At 69.7% G+C, this 18753-nt stretch carries 19 protein-coding genes; 12 read left to right on the top strand and 7 right to left on the bottom strand.

Going from position 1 to position 18753, the window contains the following annotated elements; translation table 11 throughout:
• Positions 1 to 51 precede the first annotated feature (51 nt).
• From ABD156_RS25180 to ABD156_RS25170, 3 genes are read left to right on the top strand one after another with little or no spacing between them, the layout of a single operon-like run.
• The gene (locus ABD156_RS25180; RefSeq protein ID WP_344278455.1) at positions 52 to 252 is read left to right on the top strand and encodes a hypothetical protein; all 201 of its coding nucleotides are present in this window, start codon (positions 52 to 54) and stop codon (positions 250 to 252) included.
• Positions 239 to 1555 carry an amidase gene (locus tag ABD156_RS25175; RefSeq protein ID WP_344278452.1) on the top strand — a complete coding sequence of 439 codons (1317 nt, stop codon included), beginning with the start codon at positions 239 to 241 and terminating at the stop codon, positions 1553 to 1555. Before ABD156_RS25180 ends, ABD156_RS25175 begins: the two co-directional genes overlap by 14 nt.
• Positions 1552 to 2106 (top strand): TetR/AcrR family transcriptional regulator, encoded by a 555-nt coding sequence (locus ABD156_RS25170; RefSeq protein ID WP_344278449.1) that lies wholly within the window; start codon positions 1552 to 1554, stop codon positions 2104 to 2106. Before ABD156_RS25175 ends, ABD156_RS25170 begins: the two co-directional genes overlap by 4 nt.
• Here the strand turns inward: ABD156_RS25170 and ABD156_RS25165 are convergent.
• The 4 genes from ABD156_RS25165 to ABD156_RS25150 all read right to left on the bottom strand — a co-directional run bounded on the left by ABD156_RS25165 (position 2103) and on the right by ABD156_RS25150 (position 7978).
• Positions 2103 to 3293 carry a GNAT family N-acetyltransferase gene (locus tag ABD156_RS25165; RefSeq protein ID WP_344278446.1) on the bottom strand — a complete coding sequence of 397 codons (1191 nt, stop codon included), beginning with the start codon at positions 3291 to 3293 and terminating at the stop codon, positions 2103 to 2105. The two genes, ABD156_RS25170 and ABD156_RS25165, sit on opposite strands and share 4 nt — an antisense overlap.
• A 73-nt stretch (positions 3294 to 3366) precedes the next feature.
• On the bottom strand, positions 3367 to 4191 hold the full coding sequence (gene xdhC, locus ABD156_RS25160) for a xanthine dehydrogenase accessory protein XdhC (protein WP_344278443.1): 825 nt from the start codon (positions 4189 to 4191) through the stop codon (positions 3367 to 3369).
• Positions 4188 to 6557: a xanthine dehydrogenase molybdopterin binding subunit gene (gene xdhB, locus ABD156_RS25155; RefSeq protein WP_344278440.1), complete on the bottom strand. Its 2370-nt coding sequence runs from the start codon at positions 6555 to 6557 to the stop codon at positions 4188 to 4190. The genes xdhC and xdhB overlap by 4 nt, the downstream gene beginning before the upstream one ends.
• Positions 6554 to 7978 carry a xanthine dehydrogenase small subunit gene (locus ABD156_RS25150; RefSeq protein WP_344278437.1) on the bottom strand — a complete coding sequence of 475 codons (1425 nt, stop codon included), beginning with the start codon at positions 7976 to 7978 and terminating at the stop codon, positions 6554 to 6556. Before ABD156_RS25150 ends, xdhB begins: the two co-directional genes overlap by 4 nt.
• Before the next feature lie 423 nt (positions 7979 to 8401).
• Here ABD156_RS25150 and ABD156_RS25145 point away from each other — a divergent pair, with 423 nt between their 5' ends.
• A complete protein-coding gene (locus ABD156_RS25145; RefSeq protein ID WP_344278434.1) occupies positions 8402 to 9100 on the top strand; it encodes a hypothetical protein in 699 nt (232 codons plus the stop codon).
• Positions 9101 to 9148: 48 nt separating this feature from the next.
• Positions 9149 to 10549 (top strand): MFS transporter, encoded by a 1401-nt coding sequence (locus ABD156_RS25140; protein WP_344278431.1) that lies wholly within the window; start codon positions 9149 to 9151, stop codon positions 10547 to 10549.
• Positions 10550 to 10601: 52 nt separating this feature from the next.
• On the opposite strand, the gene ABD156_RS25135 is transcribed toward ABD156_RS25140, so the two are convergent.
• The 3 genes from ABD156_RS25135 to ABD156_RS25125 are packed head-to-tail and all read right to left on the bottom strand — an operon-like array spanning position 10602 to position 12735.
• Positions 10602 to 11024: a DUF2871 domain-containing protein gene (locus ABD156_RS25135; RefSeq protein ID WP_344278428.1), complete on the bottom strand. Its 423-nt coding sequence runs from the start codon at positions 11022 to 11024 to the stop codon at positions 10602 to 10604.
• Positions 11021 to 11719: an ABC transporter ATP-binding protein gene (locus ABD156_RS25130; protein WP_344278425.1), complete on the bottom strand. Its 699-nt coding sequence runs from the start codon at positions 11717 to 11719 to the stop codon at positions 11021 to 11023. The genes ABD156_RS25135 and ABD156_RS25130 overlap by 4 nt, the downstream gene beginning before the upstream one ends.
• On the bottom strand, positions 11719 to 12735 hold the full coding sequence (locus ABD156_RS25125) for an ABC transporter permease (protein ID WP_344278422.1): 1017 nt from the start codon (positions 12733 to 12735) through the stop codon (positions 11719 to 11721). Before ABD156_RS25125 ends, ABD156_RS25130 begins: the two co-directional genes overlap by 1 nt.
• Before the next feature lie 168 nt (positions 12736 to 12903).
• Between ABD156_RS25125 and ABD156_RS25120 the strand changes: the two genes are divergently transcribed.
• From ABD156_RS25120 to ABD156_RS25090, 7 genes are all read left to right on the top strand, one after another.
• Positions 12904 to 14079, top strand: coding sequence for a sensor histidine kinase (locus ABD156_RS25120; protein WP_344278419.1), 1176 nt, complete (start codon positions 12904 to 12906; stop codon positions 14077 to 14079).
• The gene (locus ABD156_RS25115; protein ID WP_344278416.1) at positions 14076 to 14693 is read left to right on the top strand and encodes a response regulator; all 618 of its coding nucleotides are present in this window, start codon (positions 14076 to 14078) and stop codon (positions 14691 to 14693) included. The genes ABD156_RS25120 and ABD156_RS25115 overlap by 4 nt, the downstream gene beginning before the upstream one ends.
• Positions 14694 to 14950: 257 nt before the next feature.
• Positions 14951 to 16099 carry a cation:proton antiporter gene (locus ABD156_RS25110; protein ID WP_344278413.1) on the top strand — a complete coding sequence of 383 codons (1149 nt, stop codon included), beginning with the start codon at positions 14951 to 14953 and terminating at the stop codon, positions 16097 to 16099.
• Positions 16096 to 16473: a hypothetical protein gene (locus ABD156_RS25105; protein WP_344278411.1), complete on the top strand. Its 378-nt coding sequence runs from the start codon at positions 16096 to 16098 to the stop codon at positions 16471 to 16473. Before ABD156_RS25110 ends, ABD156_RS25105 begins: the two co-directional genes overlap by 4 nt.
• A gap of 103 nt (positions 16474 to 16576) precedes the next feature.
• A complete protein-coding gene (locus ABD156_RS25100) occupies positions 16577 to 17533 on the top strand; it encodes a hypothetical protein (protein WP_344278408.1) in 957 nt (318 codons plus the stop codon).
• 143 nt (positions 17534 to 17676) lie between these two features.
• Positions 17677 to 18273, top strand: a complete 597-nt coding sequence (locus tag ABD156_RS25095; RefSeq protein ID WP_344278981.1) for a GNAT family N-acetyltransferase — start codon at positions 17677 to 17679, stop codon at positions 18271 to 18273.
• A gap of 48 nt (positions 18274 to 18321) precedes the next feature.
• Positions 18322 to 18693: a VOC family protein gene (locus ABD156_RS25090; protein ID WP_344278405.1), complete on the top strand. Its 372-nt coding sequence runs from the start codon at positions 18322 to 18324 to the stop codon at positions 18691 to 18693.
• Positions 18694 to 18753: the final 60 nt, after the last annotated feature.

Genomic DNA, 18753 nt, shown 5'->3' with positions numbered 1-18753 from the left:
CGCTACCGACTACCGTCGCTTAAAGCAAACACTTAGCTTTTAGGAGCACCTGTGCCCGAACTTGCCCCCGACGAGGCCGCCCGCCTGGCCGCCCGCGCCGGATTGCCCCTCGAGGCGGCCCGGCACGCCAGCGTGGCCGCCGTCGCGAACCACATCCACTCCGTGGTGACCGTCCTGCGGGAGCTGGATTTCGGCGACACCGCACCGGCTTCCGCCTACCGCGCTGAGGAGGACGTCCGTGTCGCTGGCTGACCTCACCCTCACCGAAGCCTCCGCCGCGATCCGCGACCGGCGGGTGTCGCCAACGGAGCTGGTCGAGGATGTCCTGACCCGCATCGACGAGGTAGAACCCAGGCTGCACGCGTATGTCTCAGTGGACGCGGAGCGGGCCCGCGCCGAAGCGGCGGAACTTGGCCAGATCCGCGGTCCATTGCACGGCATCCCGATGGGCCTGAAGGACCTGATCGACGTCGCCGGAACCGCGACCACCGCCAGCTCCCAGGTCCGCGCCGGACATCGCGCCGAGAAGGACAGCACCGTCGCCGCCCAGCTCAAAGCGGCCGGAGCGGTCCTCCTCGGCAAAACCCACACGCACGAATTCGCTTACGGTCTCACGACTCCGCAGACGCACAACGCCCGCGACCCGTCCCGCGTCGCCGGGGGATCCAGCGGCGGTTCAGCAGTAGCCGTCGCCGCCGGTGCCGCGACCTTCGCGCTGGGCACCGACACCGGCGGCTCGATCCGGGTCCCGGCCGCGCTGAACGGGGTCGTCGGCCTCAAACCGACCTACGGACTCATCCTCAGGAACGGCGTGACGTCGCTGTCCTGGTCACTGGACCACGTCGGCCCGATCACCCGCACCGTCGAGGACGCCGCGCTCGTGCTGTCCGTCCTCATTGGACAACCGATCCCGGCTGGCGAGGAGCTGACCGGCCTACGCGTCGGAATCCCCGGCAACTACTACTTCGACCACATCGACCCGGCGGTGGAAGCCGCCGTGCGCGAGGCCATCGACTGCCTCGCCGGACTCGGTGCCGAGTTGGTCGACGTCGAAATCCCGATGACCCGCTACCTCCAGGCAACGCACTGGGGCTTGATGGTCCCCGAAGCCACGGCGTACCACGAACGGAGCCTGCGGACCGTGCCCGACCAGTACGCCGCCGACGTCCGCGTCCTGCTCGAAGCCGGCGAGCTGATGAGCGCGGGGGACTACCTGCGCGCCCAACGCGCTCGCACTCTCATGCGGGAGGAATGGACGCGGCTGTTCGAGCAGATCGACGTCCTCGCCGCGCCGACCGTCCCGATGACCGCCGTCCCAGCCGGACAGGAGACGGTCACGTGGTCCGACGGCACCGTCGAAGCGGTCTCGGATGCGTACGTACGGCTGTCGGCCCCGGCGAACATCACCGGCGCACCAGCGTTGACCCTCCCGATCGGCGACGACCCCGACGGGATGCCGATCGGCCTGCAACTGATCGCCCGACCGCACGGCGAACCGGTGCTGCTGCGGACCGGCCACGCCTTGGAACAGACGCGGCTTACAGTGACACGGTGAGCCAGAAGCGGATGGTGCGTCCGGGCGGGCGCAGTGCGCGAGTCCAGGAATCGGTGCACGCCGCCGTCCGCGACCTGATCGCCGAAGCGGGCCGGGACGCGCTGACCGTGCCCCAGGTCGCCGCGCGCGCGGGCGTCACGCCGTCGACGGTCTACCGGCGGTGGGGCGACCTGCAGGAACTCCTGTCGGACGTCGCGGTCGAGCGGCTGCGCCCGGAAGCACCGCCCGAAGATCACGGTTCGCTGGCCGAGGATTTGACGGCGTGGACCGAACTGTTCCTGGACGAGATGTCCTCGCCCGCGGGCCGCGCCTACATCCGCGACGCGCTGCTCGGCGACCCGGACGGGAGCAACGCCGGACAGTGCTCGGCCTACGCCGCTGACCAGGTCGAAGCAGTCCTGGCCAGGGCTGCGGCCCGAGGTGAAGCAGCCCCGTCGGCGGAGGCGGTGATGGACCGGGTGGTGGCGCCGATCATGTACCGGATCCTGTTCCGTCCGGACGGTCTCGACGCCGCCTATGCCCGTCGGTTGGCGGCTGAGGTGCTGGCTTAGAACCAGTGCACGCAGTGCGGCGCACGATCGGACCGGAACAGCGCGTCCGCGAGTCCGGCCGCTTCTCCGTGATGCGCCCGGACATGCCCGGCCCGGACCAGCACGCTCGGCAATGTCCCGCCGAGGTAGATCGACCCCAGATCGCTCACGTCCAGCGACAGATCCGGCGCGAGGTCCGTCCGCGCGCACTCCGCCTTTCCGTCCCGCACTGTCAGCAGATACCGGCCGTCCTGGTCCAGGAACGGGTCGGTCACGTCCAGGACCAGCGAACCGTCGGTGAACCAGCCGCGCGCGGTCAGGGCGCGGGGGACGTCCAGGATCCGCACCCACAGCCAGTCCGTCTCAGTCGGCTCGGCTGCGCGCAGGTCCGCGAGCTGCCAGCGCAGCGGGTTTCCCGGCGGGAGGTGCTTGAAGTCGATCTGCTTGACCAGGTCGTGCCCGAGCAGGAACTGCGTGAGCGCGGTGAACGCCGCGTCGTCGGCCGCGATGACCTCGTCGACCGTCAGGGTGCCGTCGGTGACCAGATAGCTCGCGTACCCGTTCGCCACGCCGCCGGTGTCCCGGTGCACCGCGAGGTAGCGCGGCTCCGGTCCGGTCGGCGGGTGTCCCGCGCCCAGCGCCCACCAGCGATGCGGCCGGGAGAGCGCACCAGGCTGCGTGCGGCGGTAGCGGTCGTAGATCTCCTCCAGAAGCTCCCCGCAGTCGACCCGCCGCAGCACCTCGACCGACCCGGTCTCGATGCCGGCCCCGCGCGGCGCGGCGAAATCGGTGAGATGCCGCTGGATGGTCACCTGCTCGGTGTAGGTCGCCGGTCCGTAGCCGAACCGCCGGTAGATCACCGCTTCGCTGCAGAGCAGGACGGACAGGAATTCGCCACGGGCACGCACGTCGGCGAGCTGTTCCTGCATCATCGCGCGGAGCACGCCTCGCCGCCGGTGCGTCGGCAGCACGCCGACGGCGGTCACGCCGGCAGCGGGGACGAGGACGTCGCCAGGCAGCGTGAGGTCGAAGGAGTACGCGCCGGTGGTGCCGACCGGCTTCCCGTCCGGCGCGAAGGCGACCAGGCTCCGTTCCTTCTCGTAAGCGCCAAGGACGCCGCTGCCCGCCGACTCCGGCCAATAACGCCCGAACGCGGCTTGGACGGTGCTGAAGTACAGGTCGTAGTCGTTGTCGTGCCGAATTTCCATCGCAGAAGTCCCCCGGGAGCTGACGGTGTCTCACACCGTATCCCAGCCGCACTCCCGGGGGCAGGCAAGCGATTTACGCCTGAAGCGCTCCCGGCCGGACGCGCGCCTGGAATTTCTGCAGCAGCGCCGCCGCGACACTCACCGCGATCACCGCCGGTTCCTTGCCGGTCAGGTCCGGAAGGCCGATCGGCGTCGTGATCCGGGACAGCGCCGCCTCGTCGTGGCCGAGGTCGGTCAGGCGCTTCCGGAACCGCGACCACTTCCCGGCGGACCCGATCAGCCCGATCGACCCGCAGGTCCCGCTGCGCAAAGCCGCGTCGCACAGCGCGATGTCCTCGGCGTGGTCGTGCGTCATGATCAGCACGTGCGTGCCCGCGGGCAGCTCCGACAGCACCGTTTCCGGCAGCAGCGGGACCTGGTGGACGTGCACGCTCGCCACGGCGTCGTCGAGCACGGCCAGCCGTTCCGCGGTCAGCTGCGCCGGCCGGCTGTCGATCAGATGCAGCGAGACCTCGTGCCGGGCGAGCACCCGCGCCAGCTCCAGGCCGACGTGCCCGACCCCGAAGACCGCCACCGCCGGACGCACCGGCAGCGGCTCGAACAGCAGCGTCATCGTCCCTCCGCAGCATTGCACGCCGTGCTGGTAAGGAGCCTTGTCGGACAACGAAAGCGTCTGCAGCTCCGGCGCGGTCGCGTTGTCCCGCAACAGTTCCCGGGCCCGCTCGATCGCGACTGCCTCGGCGTTGCCGCCGCCGATCGTGCCGTGGGTTTCCGAAGGGCCGACCACCATTTTCGCGCCGCCCTCGCGCGGGGTGTGCCCGCGCGAGGACGTCACCGTGACGAGCACGCCCGGCAACCCTGCGTCCCGCAGGCGCTGCACCGCGCTGATCCAGTTCATGCCTGGCCCACCAGATCCGGTACCTGCGCCTCGACCACCGGAGCGGCGGTGACGGCGCGGTCGATCGCCCAGAACACGGCCTCCGGCGTCGCCGGGGAAGCCAGGTCGACGCTGTGCCCGGGCTCGCCGAACGCGGCGACCGCCTGCCGCAGCGCTTCCCGCACCGCGAAGGCCAGCATCAACGGCGGTTCGCCGACCGCCTTCGATCCGTAGACCGCGCCTTCTTCCGCGGCGTCGGTCAGCAGCGTGACGTTGAAGACCTCCGGCATCTCCGACAAGCTCGGCAGCTTGTACGTGCTCGCCGCCTGGGTCGCGAGCCGTCCGCGCGACGGCCGGTCGGACTCGTCCCAGCGCAGGTCTTCCAACGTCAGCCAGCCCATGCCCTGCACGAATCCGCCCTCGATCTGGCCGATGTCGATCAGCGGGGACAGGCTGTCGCCGACGTCGTGCACGATGTCGACCCGCCGCGTCCGGTACGCGCCGGTGAAGTCGTCCACCTCGACCTCGGCCAGCGCCGCGCCGTAGGCGAAATACTTGAACGGGGTTCCGCTCATCGTGGCGGAATCCCAGCTCAGGCCCTCGGTCCGGTAGTACCCGGCGGCGGACAGGTGCACCCGGTCGAAGTAGGCCGCGTGCACGAGCTCGTCCCAGCCGAGTTCCTCGCCGGACGGGGTGCGCGCGGCGCCGCGGACGATCCGCACGTCGCTCTCCGGAACGCCGAGCTTGCCCGCCGCGACGGGGAGAAGCCGGTCGCGGATCTGCTCGCAGGCGTTCTTGACCGCGCCGCCGTTGAGGTCCGCGCCCGAACTCGCCGCGGTGGCCGAGGTGTTCGGCACCTTGTCCGTCCGGGTCGGGGCAAGCCGCACCTTCTCCGGCGGCACGCCCAGCGCGGTCGCGGCCACCTGCAGCATCTTCGTGTGCAGGCCCTGGCCCATTTCGGTGCCGCCGTGGTTGATCAGGACCGAACCGTCCTTGTACACGTGCACCAGCGCACCGGCCTGGTTGAACGCGGTGAGGTTGAAGGAGATCCCGAACTTCACCGGCGTGATCGCGAGGCCGCGCTTGGAATGCGGATGCTTCGCGTTGTACGCCGCGATCTCGGCTTGCCGGCGTTCCGCGTCGCCCGAGTCGAGCAGTTGCTGCCAGATCCGGTGGATGCGTTCCGGGTGCCGCACCGGCATCCCGTACGGCGTGTCCTGGCCTTCGGAGTAGAAGTTGCGCCGCCGCAGCTCAGTCGGGTCGATGCCGAGCATCGGCGCGCAGCGGCCGAGGATGTCCTCGATCACCAGCATGCCCTGCGGCCCGCCGAAGCCGCGGAAGGCGGTCTGCGACGTCTTGTTCGTCTTCGCGATCCGGCCCATCGCGCGGACGTGCGGAATCCAGTACGCGTTGTCGACGTGGCACAGCGCGCGGGCCAGCACCGGTTCGGACAGGTCGAGGCTCCAGCCGCCGTCCGCGGTCAGCACGACGTCCAGCGCCTGCAGTTTGCCGTCGGAGTCGAAGCCGACGCTCCATTCGGCGTGGAAACCGTGCCGTTTGCCGGTCATCGTCATGTCCTGGGTGCGGGTCAGCCGCAGCCGTACCGGACGCCCGGTGAGCGTCGCGCCGAGCGCGGCCACCGCGGCGTATCCGTGCGGCTGCCATTCCTTGCCGCCGAACCCGCCGCCCATCCGCAGGCTCTGCACGGTGACCTCGTGGCTGTGCTTGCCCAGCACGTGCGCCACGATGTCCTGCGTTTCCGACGGATGCTGCGTGCTGCTCTGCACGAAAATCTGGTCGGACTCGTCCACGTGCGCCAGCGCGCACTGGGTTTCCAGGTAGAAGTGCTCCTGGCCGGCGAAGTCGAATTCGCCGCGGAAAACGTGCGCCGAACCGGCCATCGCCGGGTCGACGTCGCCGCGCGCCACCACTCGCGGCTCTCCTTGGAAACTGCCCGCGGCGATCGCCTCGCCGACGGTCACCAGCGACGGCAGGGCTTCGGTGTCCACCTCGACGGCCGCCGCGCCCAGCCGCGCCGCTTCCAGCGTTTCGCCGAGCACCCAGGCCACCGCGTGGCCGAAGAACATGACCTCGGACGGGAACAGCGGTTCGTCGTGGTGCACGCCGGAATCGTTGACCCCAGGGACATCCGCCGCAGTGAGGACGCGGACCACACCCGGCACGGCTTCGGCTGATTCGGTGCGGATCGCGAGCACCTTCGCGTGCGCCTCGTTTACCTGTACGGGGTATGCGTGCAGCACGTCTTTGGTGCGGGCGACGAGGTCGTCGGTGTACAGCGCGGTGCCCCGGACGTGCGCCGCGGCGGCTTCGTGCGGCCGGGCGATCCCGATGGACGGGCTTTCCGGGCGTTCGGACAAGGCGCTCATGCTCGTGCCCCCTCAAGAGAGTCGGCGTGCAGTTTCAGCAGGCTGCGGCCCAAAGTCGCGGCGCGGTAGGCAGCGCTCGCGCGGTGGTCGTCCATCGGCGTGCCCTCGCCGCGCAGGATTTCCGCCGCGGCGCGGACGGTTTCCTCGTTCCAGGACTGTCCGACGAGCGCCGCTTCGGTGTCTTGAGCGCGGATCGGCGTCGCGGCGACTCCGCCGAGCCCGATCTGCGCGGTGCGCACGAGACCGTCTTCGATGTCGAGCGCGAACGCGACGGCGACGCTGGAAATGTCGTCGAACCGTCGTTTGGCGACCTTGTGGAACGCGGTGGTTCCGGCCAGCGGCAAGGGAATCCGCACGGACCGGATCAGCTCGTCGTCACGCCGGACGCTCTGCCGGTAACCGGTGAAGTACTCGTCGAGCAGCACTTCGCGGTCTCCGTCTACAGAGGACAGCACGACACTCGCGCCGAGAGCGAGCAGAACCGGGGCGGAGTCGCCGATCGGCGAACCGGTGCCGAGGTTTCCGCCGAGGGTCGCGGCATTCCGGATCAGCCGGGACGCGAACTGCGGGATCAGCTGGCTCAGCAACGGAACCCGGCCGTCGAGGCGGCGGTCCATTTCGGTGAGGCTCAGCCCGGCCCCGATTTCGATCGTCTCCGCGCCGATGTCCAGCATCTGCAGCTCAGGCACGCGATCGATGGCGACGACGCAGTCCGCCCGGACGCCGCGGATGTTCACCTCGACGCCCCAGTCCGTCGACCCGGCCACGAAAGTCGCGTTAGGACGGTCGTGGCGCAGCTGCAGCGCTTCGGTCCAGGTGGCCGGTCGGAGGTAGTCCCGTCCATCGCCGTGCAGTTGGGTCGCAACGGGTTCCGGCGCGCTGCAGGCCCGCCGCTGCGCCAGCGGATCCGACGCCGGGGGAGCGCCGAGTGCGTGCGCGGCGTCGCGGATCGGCCGGTATCCGGTGCAGCGGCAGAGGTTCCCGCTCAGCGCGTGGATGTCGAAACCGTTCGGCGCGTGGTCGTCGCCGGCCGCGTCGCGGTCGCCGCGGTAGTACTCGGCGGCCATGCTGCAGACGAACCCAGGAGTGCAGTACCCGCACTGGGATCCGCCGCGCACGGCCATTTCGTGCTGCACCGGGTGCAAGTCCTCTGTGGACCCGAGACCCTCGGCCGTCCACACCTCCTGCCCGTCCAGCGAACCGACCGGGGCGAGACACGCGTTGATCGCGACCAGATCCGTCGGGGATTCGACGCCGGGCCGCGCGACCAGGATCGCGCACGCGCCGCATTCGCCTTCGGCGCAGCCCTCCTTGCAGCTGGTCAGGCCCTGTCCGCGGAGCCAGTCCAGCGCCGTGGTGTGCACGGGAACGGCGCCGATCGCGGTGCGTTTCCCGTTGACGGTCACCTCGGGGTCGACCATCGGAGTTCCTCTCGTCTTTTCTCGGCTGGGGCCACGGCCGCCGACGCGCCGCGTCGGCGCAGGTCAGGGGACGGTGGGGGAGTTCGCGGCACCGGGGCTCTTGCCTGTGCGCGAGCGCGTGCCGAGCGGGGAGACCGCTCAGCGGCGCGTTGGCCAGCCGTGCGCGACGCGCCCCTTGTTCCAAGCGGACTGGCGCGTGCGCTGACGGAGGTCGGCGAGCTGACCGGAGGTCAGAAGCATCGCGCACCTCCTCGAGAGCGAACGGAACGGGCGGTGCGGGCACACCGCCGTTGACGAAGCGTAACGCCGGGCTCAGCGCGAGACAAGAGCCGACGTCGCCCGAAAGGAGACCCAGGACACACTTCCAAATACCCCTAGGGGGTATAAGTTCGATCCCGTCGCCAGCGAACGAAGGAGAACCCGATGAACGTCAACGGCACCGCACTTTCGACCGGTGAAGTCCAGCTCGGCGTGGTGCACGCCCCGGCAATGGCGGGGGAGGCCGGCGAGCTTTCGTTCACCGTCGCCACCGCCGACGGGCAACCGGTAACCAAATACGAGGAGGCGCACGGCAAGCAGTTACACCTGATCGTGGTTCGCAACGACGGCGCGCATTTCCGGCACCGCCATCCGGTGCTCGACCCGGAAACCGGTGTCTGGGCGATCCCGTGGACTTGGGCAGCGGCAGGCACTTACCGCGTCTTCACCGACCTGACTCCGGCGGGTGGCGAGAGCGTCACGCTGTCGCGGACGGTCGAGGTCGCGGGTGACTACCAGCCGCAGGCTGCGGAACCGGTCGCTACCAGCGTCGTCGACGGCTACGAAGTGACCCTCGACGGCACGCTCGCGGCCGGCGCCGGAACGATGCTGACCGCCCGCGTGACCCGCGACGGACAGCCGGTCACCGACTTGGAGCCGTACCTGGGTTCGTTCGGCCACCTGGTCGCGCTACGCCAGGGCGACCTCGCCTACCTGCACATCCACGCACTCGACGACGGGCAGCCCGGACCGGAGATCCGCTTCCACGCCGAGGCTCCGACGACCGGCCGGTACCTGCTGTACCTGGACTTCCAGGCCGAGGGCGTCGTGCGCACCGCCGCCTTCGTTCTCGACGCCGCCTGAGCAGCCGCCCGCATGCCGTGCTGCCGTTCACCTTGAAGGGAAAGAGAAATGACTACCGCACAAGAAACCCGGCCGAACACGCTCCGCTGGTGGGCGCTCGGACTGATCGCCCTGGCCCAGTTCATGGTGATCATGGATACCTCGATCATCGGAGTCGCGCTGCCGCGCATGCGGGACGCCCTCGGATTCACGCCCAGCACGCTGTCCTGGGTCTTCAACGCTTACGTAATCGCCTTTGGCGGCCTGCTGCTGCTCGGCGGACGACTGTCGGATTTGTTCGGCGCCAGAAAGCTTTTCGCCGCCGGATGGGCGATTCTGCTGGCTGGTTCGGTGCTCGCCGGAGCCGCCGGGAACGTTCCGGTCGAACTCGCCGGGCGGATCGTGCAGGGCGCTGGAGCCGCGCTCATCGCCCCGTCCGCGCTGACGTTGCTGATGATGCTCTTCGGCAGCAACCCGAAGGAACTCACGAAAGCCCTTGCGCTGTATGGCGCGGCGGCTCCGGCCGGTGGTACCGCTGGAGTGTTCCTCGGCGGGGTGATCACGGAGTACCTGTCGTGGCCGTGGGTGTTCTACCTCAACGTGCCCATCGCCGTTCTCGCACTGTTCGCCACTCGCGCCGTCCTGCCCGGGGGAGCGACCGGAACCCGGGGCACCGTTGACATCATCGGCGCGCTCACTGTCACTTTTGGACTGGGCACGCTGGTGTACGGGATCGTCCGTGCTCCGGAAGCGGGCTGGGCGGCCGCGGAAACCTGGATCGCGCTCGGCGCCGGTCTCGTGCTGCTGGCCGGTTTCGTGGTCCGGCAGGCGAAAGCCCGCACTCCGCTGATGCGGCTGTCGATCTTCCGGGCACCGCGGCTCGGCGCGGCGAACCTGGCGCAGGTTTTCCTTGGCGCGGCGTGGATTCCGATGTGGTTCTTCCTGAACCTCTACCTGCAGCAGGTGCTCGGCTTCCGCGCCTTCCCGGCGGGTGCGGCGCTGCTGCCGATGACCGCGCTGATCATGCTGGGCATGATCGCCTTGGCCCCGCGGGTGATCGGCCGGTTCGGCCCGAAGCCGCCGATCGTCGCCGGACTCCTGTTGCTGGCGGCCGGGCTGGGCTGGCTGGCGCTGGTGCGGGCGGACGGCAACTTCTGGGTGGACGTCCTGCCCGCCTCGCTCGTGGCGGCGCTGGGGATGTCGCTGGCGTTCATCCCGTCGCTCAGCACGGCGATTTCGTCGGCCCGGCCGGAAGAAGGCGGGCTCGCGTCGGGGATCGTGAACACCGGCTACCAGGTGGGCTCGGCGCTGGGACTGGCCGTGATGACCGCCCTGGCGGCCGCTTCGGGCGCCGGTGCGCTCGGTGACGCAGCGGCTCTGACGAACGGCTACTCGGTCGCCTTCATCGGCTCGGCCGTGATCGCCCTCGCCGGTGCTGCCCTGGCGGCTCTCACCTTCCGCCGCCAGTAAGTCCGTGAGGGGAACCCTGAGGGACTCAGAGTCCCTCAGGGTTCCCCTCACGTCACGCCTTCGACTCGGCGGGTTTCCAGATGCGACCGTGGAGGCCGACGAACAGCAGGACGAACGCGACAGTCAGCAGGATGTGCCCCAGCCCGGCGATTCCGGCGATCGCCGCGCCGGATTCCTTGCCCAGCACAGTGAGCGTGCCGTGCACGACCATCCCGCCGACGGTGACGAACATCCCGGCGTGGTAGATCCAGAAGAACGGCGCGAACGACCTCGTCGCCGACAGCGTGAACACCTTGTCCAGCACCAGCACGATCAGGAACACCAGCGTCCCGAGCGCGAGCAGGTGGGTGTGCACAATGGACAGCTGGGTGTCGCCGGTGAAGTTCTTCGCCTTGGTCAGCTCGCGGTAGTACAGCCCGCCGAGCAGGCCGAGGATCGTGTAGATCGCGGCGGCCCAGTAGATCTTCTTCGTCATCGGTTCTCCTCGGCTCCGGCCCGGGCCGGCTGGTGGATCCGTCCGTCGACGACCTCGTGCACCGAGTCGACCCCTTCGAGGTGGGAGCGGTCGTGGGTGACCAGTACGGTTGCCGTCGCCTGTCGGTGCGTGATCGTAGTGAGCAGATCGACGACCGCCGCGCCGCGGTCCTGGTCCAGTGCGCTCGTCGGCTCGTCGACCAGCAGCACGGCGGGCTCGTTCATCAAGGCGCGCGCGATGTTCACCCGCTGCTGCTGCCCGCCGGAAAGCCGGCCCGGCCGGTGCGTCGCACGATCGGCGAGCCCGACGGCGTCGAGCAGCTCCTTCGCTCGTTTCGTCGCCTCGCTGCGCGGTGTTCCGCTCAGGTGCGCCATCACTTCCAGCTGTTCCACCGCGGTGAGCGACGCGAGCAGATTCGGTTGCTGGAACACGATCCCGATCTTGGTGCGACGCAGTTCCGCGAGCGCGGCCCGGTCCAGTTCGGTGGTGTCGACGCCGCCGACGACCACGCGTCCGCGATCGGGCCGGATGAGCGTCGCGGCGACGGCGAGCAGGCTCGACTTGCCGGACCCGGACGGCCCGACCACCGCCGCGACGCTCCCGGCGGGCACGTGGAGGTCGACCTGGTCGAGGGCGGTGAGGCGGGAATCGCCGTCGGGGTAGGTGAGGGTGATGCCGGACAGATTCAGGCTCATCAGTGCGCTCCGGAGGTGAGGGCGGTCAGCGGGTCGACGGAGGTGATGCGGCGGACCGCCAGCGCGGCGCCGAGCACGCCGAGGACCACCAGCACTGCCGCCGGGCCGAGCAGCGTGCCCGCGCTGAGCACGAACGGCACCGTTCCTGAGGCGACCGCTCCGAGCGCGGCGGCGAGCCCGGTCCCGAGCGCCGTCCCGCCGATCAACAGGACGACGGCTTGGCCAAGCGCGTCCCGGAGCAGGTACTTCGTGGTCGCGCCGAGCGCTTTCAGCACCGCGATGTCGCGGCTGCGCTGGATCGTCCACACGGTGAAGAACGCGCCGATCACCAACGCGGCGATCACGAACAGAAAACCGCGCATCAGCTGGAGCGAGCCGTTTTCCGCCGAGTAGGAACCGATCGCGGACAACGCGTCGTCCTTCGTGACAGTGCGGGTGCCAAGGCGTGCGTCCGCTGCGGCGAGGTCGGCGGATTTGTCGGTGGTCACCGCGAGCACTGTCGCGTTTGGACCGGCGAAGTGCGTCCACACGACCGGGAGATGGCTGTACGACGCGTCTCCATTGATGGCGGCCACAGTGACTTTGTGGCCTTGCAGAGTGAGCTGGTCGCCTTCGTGGGCCTTCAACGCGTCCGCCGCACCCGTGGACAGCACGGCTGTACCCGGGCTCGAGTTCCGGACCCCGAACGCCGCCAGCGTCGCGGTGCGCTCGCCGACCGCCGCGCTGGCCGTGCTGATCGCGATCGGCTCCGCGCTGGTCACTCCCGGAACACGGGCGTACTGGTCGGCCTGTTCTCGAGTCACTGTGGACTGTCCAAAAGAGAGCGATCCGTTGCCGGGTTCGGCGAAGACCAGATGGTCGGCCTTCAACCCGGTGATCGCGGACGTGCTCTGCGCGGCCAGCCCCGCGGTGAGTCCGGACAGCAGTCCGACCAGCAACGTCATCAGCACGACGACGGTCCCCATCAACGCGAACCGCCCCTTGGCGAAGCGCAGATCCCGCCACGCGACGAACATGTGCGTACCTTCCTTCTCGGTGTGGCTTCCAGCCTCGTCCTGGTTGGACGCGGGGACATCGCGCCGCGGATGGCCTCCCCGGAATCGATGGACGCACTGGCTGCTCAACCTTTCGATTGATGCGGATTCCCGGCGGAGCACGGACAATCGACCGCAGGAGGATTTTTGGTGAACCCGCACACCCTCGACCGGCCGTTGCGCGTGCTGCGCGTCTGCCTGCACCTCCTGCTGGCCGGGCTGCTGGTGCTCGCCGTGGCGCGCGCGTTCTCCGACGGCGCGGCGAACGCACCCGCGGTACTGGCGGGCGCGCTGGTGATGGGCGGCGTCTACACCGCGGGCCCGCTGCTGCCCCGCGTCGGCCGGTTGCCGGTCGCGACGGCCGGATGGCTGGCCGTGCTGGGCCTCGCGTGGCTAGTCCTGCTGTGGCTCACACCGGACGGGGTGTGGCTGGCTTTCCCGCTGTACTTCCTGCAAATGCACCTGCTGCCGACTCGCTGGGGTCCGGCCGTCGTCGCGCTCACCACGGTCCTGGCGATCGCCGGTTTCACGCGCCACCAAGGCGGATTCAGCGTCGGCGTGATCATCGGGCCAGCGTTGGGTGCCGCGGTCGCGATCGCCACCGTGCTCGGCTACCAGGCGCTCTACCGCGAAAGCGAACAACGGCGGCACCTCATCGAGGAACTGCGCGAGACCCGCAACGACCTCGCCGCGATGGAACACTCCGCCGGCGTCCTGGCGGAACGCGAACGCCTCGCCCGGGAAATCCACGACACGCTGGCGCAGGGCCTCTCGAGCATCCACCTGCTGCTCCGCGCCGCTGAACGCGCCCTGCCAGACCGTCCCGAGGCCGCCGTCCCGCACGTGACGCAGGCCCGGCAAGCCGCCCAAGACAACCTCACCGAAGCCCGCCGCCTCGTCTACGCCCTGGCCCCGGTTGAGCTGGAAGGCGCTTCCTTGCCCGCCGCCCTGGAACGCCTTTGCGCGACCACGGCGCAGCGTTCCGGCCTGACCGTCCACTTTCACCTCAGCGGCACCCCGTTCGATGTGCCGACCGCGTACGAGGTCGCCATGCTGCGGATCGCCCAGTCGGCGCTGGCCAACACCGTCTTGCATGCCGCCGCCAGCCGCGCCGAGCTGACCTTGAGCTACATGGACACGAGCGTCACCCTGGACGCCGTGGACGACGGCACCGGCTTCGACCCGCAAGAAGTACGCGGCGGCAGCGGCTTCGGCCTGCCCGCGATGCGCGCCCGCGCCCGCTCCCTGGGCGGCTCGTGGACAGTGGAATCCTCACCAGGCAACGGCACCGCGCTGGCGGTCAGCTTCCCCGTGGACCCGCGATGATCCGCCTCCTGCTGGCCGACGACCACCCCGTGGTCCGCGCCGGTTTGCGTGCCGTCCTGGAGACTGAACCGGACCTGGAAGTCGTCGCCGAAGCCTCCTCAGCGGAGGAAGCCGTGCGCTTGGCGGCCGAGGTGGACGTCGTGCTGATGGACCTCCAATTCGGCTCCGGAATGCACGGCTCCGAAGCCACCGCGGCGATCACTGCTTCGTCGGACGCGCCGAAAGTCCTGGTCCTGACGACGTACGACACCGACGGCGACATCCTGGCGGCCATCGAGGCGGGGGCGACCGGGTATTTGCTGAAGGACGCCCCGCCGGAGGACCTCGCCGCCGCAGTGCGGAACGCCGCTACTGGACAGACCGTCCTGGCCCCCGCGGTCGCGCATCGGCTGATGACCCGCATGCGCACTCCCGCGGCCGCTTTGTCGCCACGGGAGATCGAGGTGCTGGGTCTGGTCGCGGACGGGTTGTCGAATCTGGAGATCAGCAAACGGCTGTTTTTGAGCCAGGCGACGGTGAAATCGCATCTGGTGCACATCTACACGAAACTCGGAGTGGATTCCCGGACCGCGGCGGTGGCGGCGGGGAAGGAACAGGGACTGATCCGCCGCTGACGGTTCGCGGCCGGGGTTCGGCGGCGTCTGCGGAGCCGCCGCCTCAAGTGCGTGAGGGGAACCCTCAGGGAATCTGAGTACGTGAGGGTTCCCCTCACGGACGTGAGCAAGCGGTGATGAGGGGACAATCGCTGGCTCCCGGACCCGCTGGCCGCTTCGTGCGGCGGAATTCCCGCACCGCATCCAGGTGACGGGAGTAGTCCGGGCCGCCGGAGCGGGCGACAATACCCAAGGCCCACCGGGGAGGAGGCGCGCTGATGACCCTGTTCGCGATGGCCGTAGTCCTCCTCGCCGGGCTGGCCGGACCGCTGCTCGCCACCCCGAAACGCGCCCGCATCCCGATCGTCGTCGGGGAAATCCTCCTCGGCGTGGCAGTCGGCCGAACCGGGCTCGGCTGGGTGAAGGCCGACGATCCGATCCTCTCCTACGTCGCCTCCGCCGGGTTCGCGCTGGTGATGCTGGTCGCGGGCAGTCACGTGCCGTTGCGGGACTCCGCACTGCGCGTCGCGGCCGGGCGCGGGGCGCTGCTGGCCGCGTTGGTGGGCGTGTTGTCGGTGCCCGCCGGATTCGGGGTGGCGGCGCTCGTCGGCACCGGGCACGGGCTGCTGTACGCCGTCCTCCTCGCGTCCAGTTCCGCGGCGCTGGTGATGCCGGTCCTGGACGAGACGAAGCTCGCCACCCCGCCCGCATTGGCGTTGATCGTGCAGGTCGCGATCGCGGACACGGCGTGCATCGTGGCGCTTCCGCTGGCAGCCGCGCCGCAGAAAGCCGGGCGGGCGGCGCTCGGGGCGCTCGCGGTCATCGCGGCCGGGGCGGTGTGGTTTGTGGTGCTGCGGTGGCTGCATTCCCGCGGCCTCGTCGACAAAGCACACGACCTCAGCAAGTCCCGGCACTTCGGCCTCGAACTCCGGATCGCGTTGATTGTCCTTTTCGGACTCGCCGGGCTGGCTCAGCTGGTCGGGGTCTCGGTGATGCTCGCGGGGTTCGTCGCGGGACTCGCACTGGCCGCGGTGGGGGAGCCGCGCCGGCTTGCCCGGCAGTTGTTCGGGGTGACCGACGGCTTCCTCGGGCCGGTGTTTTTCGTGTGGCTGGGCGCTTCGCTCGATTTGCGCGCGCTCGGCCAGCATCCGGTGATGCTCGTGCTGGCGGCGCTGATCGCGGCCGGTTCCGTCGTGGTCCACGGTGCGACGCGGCTGCTGGGACAGCCGTTGCCGCTGGCGGTGCTCGCGGGCGCGCAGCTGGGAGTGCCGGTCGCGGCGGTCACGATCGGCACGCGCGAACAATTGCTCGCTCCGGGCGAGGGCGGGGCGATTCTCGCCGCGGCGCTCATCAGCGTCGCGGTGACGGCTTGGGCCGCGTCCCGTGCGGTCAAAGAACGAACCGACGAATCGAGGGAGGCGTCATGAAGGAACACTGGAAAGACGAACCGGACGATCACGATTATCCGGCAGCATTCGACTATCTCACCCTCGTCGCACCCGAGGAGACCGTGACCGGTCTGGTCGCTCAGCTGAAGCAGGCGGACCTGACGCACCGCAAGGCCAAGGACATCCTGCGGGCGAGCAGGCTGAAGCTCCTGCCCGAGGACAACGCGCACGTCGCCAAGGACCTCGAGAAGGTCAAGGACGGCAAGGCGCTCTCGCCGGTCCTGCTCGTCCGCGGCCACGGCCACCCCGGTTTCGCGACCGCCGACGACCTGGTCATCGCGGACGGTTACCACCGCGTGTGCGCTTCGTATCACCTCGACGAAAATGCCGACATTCCGTGCAAATTGATTTAATGCCCGGTCTGGATTCCGAAATGATTGCGAAGGCCCGCCGGTCGTAACGCCTGCTCCCGGCTGTCGATCTTTCGATGCGAGATCGACGAGACAGGCGGAGCGAGTGGACGACCACAACATCGAGAGCCACCCGGACCTGATGGATCCGGATTGGCAGCGGCATGCCGAGAAAGAAGCCTGGACCGGCCTGCGCCGCGACCGCCGGAGGGCGCGTCGGCGCAGGTCGGCCGCCATCTGGGGCGCGGTGGTGATCGTCGTGGCGGCGGCCGGGTTCTACCTGTGGAAGCAGGGGACGCGCGCGGAGGAAGTTGCCGGGAGCAGCCCGGCCGTGCGCACGCCGACCACCACCGCGCCCGCGCCGACCGACCTTCCCGACTACGGGCACGTCGACCTGCGGCGGCCGTTCGACAACACCCCGGCGCAGAACTGGCCCGAGGGAATCGCCGGGCTGACCGTCCCGGCTCCGGCGAAGGTCGGCTCGTTCTCGGAGAAGCAGGTCGGCGACGCGCAGGCGCAGGTCAAGCACGCGGTCGAGGTCGCGCAGTTCGACAAGGAGGTCCTGGAGGGGTACCACCCGGACGGCTACATCGGCCTGTTCGCGCCGGACGTCCGGCAGGACCTCCAAGCCAATCCTCAGGCCTACCTGATCTACCTTGAGGACGGCAATCACCTCCTGCCCGTGCAGCCGAGAATGTCCGGGAAGATGACCGTGGCGCCGGGCAAGGCCGGGGAGCTGTACCTGCACGTCTCGTACGTCGTGGCTTACGCCTTCGACCCCGGCAGCCGCGTGATCGAGGGCCCGGGTGACCTGGAACCGTTCGTGCGGGTCGACACCGACTTCATCGTGCGCAGCGGCTCGTCCTGGGCACCGGGCAGCCGCGGCCTGTGGACGGCCAAGTTCCACAGGTACTTCTCCAGAATGTCGTGCGACGCCGTCAAGAAGCACCTGCTCGCCCCCGAGTTCGCCGATCCGTACTTCACCGGTCCCTCGTTGTCTCCGGAGCCGGGGCAGTTCGATCCGAACAAACCCGTTCCGACGAAGGGAAACTGCGAAGAGTGACAGGTCCCGGAACCGATCGGGGATTCTCCTGACAGCCGCCGGAACCCGGCCCGGTACCATCACTCCCGATGATCACGAATGTGTCTCGGCGGTCCGGGTCCGGCGCCGTCGCCCCGTGGCGGGTCGACGAGGTCGGGCGGAAGGTGCGGCTGCGCGAGGTCCGCCCCGGCGACCAGCGCACCCTCGCCGGATTCGACCGGGACTCCGTGCGCGTCCGGGATCCCCAGGTCGGCGGCTACCGGCACTGGGCGACCCATCGCGGGCACGCCTCCCCGGACGGGTTCCACTTCGCGATCGAGACGCTGCACAACCGCACGCTGGTCGGTTCCGTCTGGGTCGAAACGGACCCGTACTCCGGCCGGTTCAGCTACGGCGTCGGGATCGGCCCGCAGCACCGCCGCTGCGGTTACGCCGCCGACGCCGTCGCGCTGCTGCTGGCGTTCATGTTCGAGCGGTGCCGGTACCGGGCGTGCGAGGTGAGCGTCAACGGGAGCAACTTCGCGTCGTTGTCGCTGCACGGCGAGCTGGGCTTTCGCGAGGCGGCCCGGCTTCGGGACGAGGAGTTGCTGCGCGGCGAGATCAAGTACCCGGTCCTGATGAGCATTACCGCCGAACAGTTCGCCGCCCGGAACCTGGCGCTGGCGGCTCGCGGCTCGGGCCGGTCGTCCTCGCGCGGACGCCATTGGCGGGTGCAGCGGCCGGGACGGCACCGCCGCATCGCGTACTCCGTCGGCGGCTAGCTCCCATTTCTCCAAGCCCCCGGCGCGCCCGTCTGGGACGCTCACCGGGTGATCAAGCGCATCATCGCCTACGTCGAAGGCCCCGACGACGCCGCGGCCCGCGATTTCTACGTAAACGTCCTCGGCCTCGACGTCGCCATGGAGGATCCCGTGCTCGGCCTCCGCAGCGGCGACGACCCGGCCGCGCAGGTGCTCGTCCTCCAGCCCGGAAGCACCGACCCCGTCCCACGCTGGGGCATCGACCTCGGCACCCCAGAGGCAGTCGACACAGCCCACGCCGAGGCGGTGCGGCGGGAGCTGCGGGTGGTCTATCCGCTGACTGAGGAGTCGTGGGGCGTGCGGCGGTTTTTTGTGGAGGACCTGGGCGGGAATGTCGTCAACGTGCTGGCTCACGTGGCGGGCGGTTCGCGGGCCGAGTAGAGGATCGTGGTGCTGGGGGTCGATCTTGGCCGGCCCGCGCGGCCCACGCCGAACCGCCTC

It is taken from the genome of Amycolatopsis albidoflavus, assembly GCF_039525725.1.
GTDB classification, from domain to species: domain Bacteria; phylum Actinomycetota; class Actinomycetes; order Mycobacteriales; family Pseudonocardiaceae; genus Amycolatopsis; species Amycolatopsis albidoflava.
The sequence above is the reverse complement of the archived record's forward strand: the minus strand, read 5'-3'. Positions and strand labels throughout refer to the sequence as shown.

What these genes read in the sequence shown, in the direction of transcription:
- ABD156_RS25140 (WP_344278431.1), top strand. Translation starts at nt 9,149, where the DNA reads ATGACTACCGCACAAGAAACCCGGCCGAACACGCTCCGCTGGTGGGCG.
- xdhB (WP_344278440.1), bottom strand. Translation starts at nt 6,557, where the DNA reads ATGAGCGCCTTGTCCGAACGCCCGGAAAGCCCGTCCATCGGGATCGCC.
- ABD156_RS25130 (WP_344278425.1), bottom strand. Translation starts at nt 11,719, where the DNA reads ATGAGCCTGAATCTGTCCGGCATCACCCTCACCTACCCCGACGGCGAT.
- ABD156_RS25135 (WP_344278428.1), bottom strand. Translation starts at nt 11,024, where the DNA reads ATGACGAAGAAGATCTACTGGGCCGCCGCGATCTACACGATCCTCGGC.
- ABD156_RS25150 (WP_344278437.1), bottom strand. Translation starts at nt 7,978, where the DNA reads ATGGTCGACCCCGAGGTGACCGTCAACGGGAAACGCACCGCGATCGGC.
- ABD156_RS25165 (WP_344278446.1), bottom strand. Translation starts at nt 3,293, where the DNA reads ATGGAAATTCGGCACGACAACGACTACGACCTGTACTTCAGCACCGTC.
- xdhC (WP_344278443.1), bottom strand. Translation starts at nt 4,191, where the DNA reads ATGAACTGGATCAGCGCGGTGCAGCGCCTGCGGGACGCAGGGTTGCCG.
- ABD156_RS25105 (WP_344278411.1), top strand. Translation starts at nt 16,096, where the DNA reads ATGAAGGAACACTGGAAAGACGAACCGGACGATCACGATTATCCGGCA.
- ABD156_RS25115 (WP_344278416.1), top strand. Translation starts at nt 14,076, where the DNA reads ATGATCCGCCTCCTGCTGGCCGACGACCACCCCGTGGTCCGCGCCGGT.
- ABD156_RS25110 (WP_344278413.1), top strand. Translation starts at nt 14,951, where the DNA reads ATGACCCTGTTCGCGATGGCCGTAGTCCTCCTCGCCGGGCTGGCCGGA.
- ABD156_RS25125 (WP_344278422.1), bottom strand. Translation starts at nt 12,735, where the DNA reads ATGTTCGTCGCGTGGCGGGATCTGCGCTTCGCCAAGGGGCGGTTCGCG.
- ABD156_RS25145 (WP_344278434.1), top strand. Translation starts at nt 8,402, where the DNA reads ATGAACGTCAACGGCACCGCACTTTCGACCGGTGAAGTCCAGCTCGGC.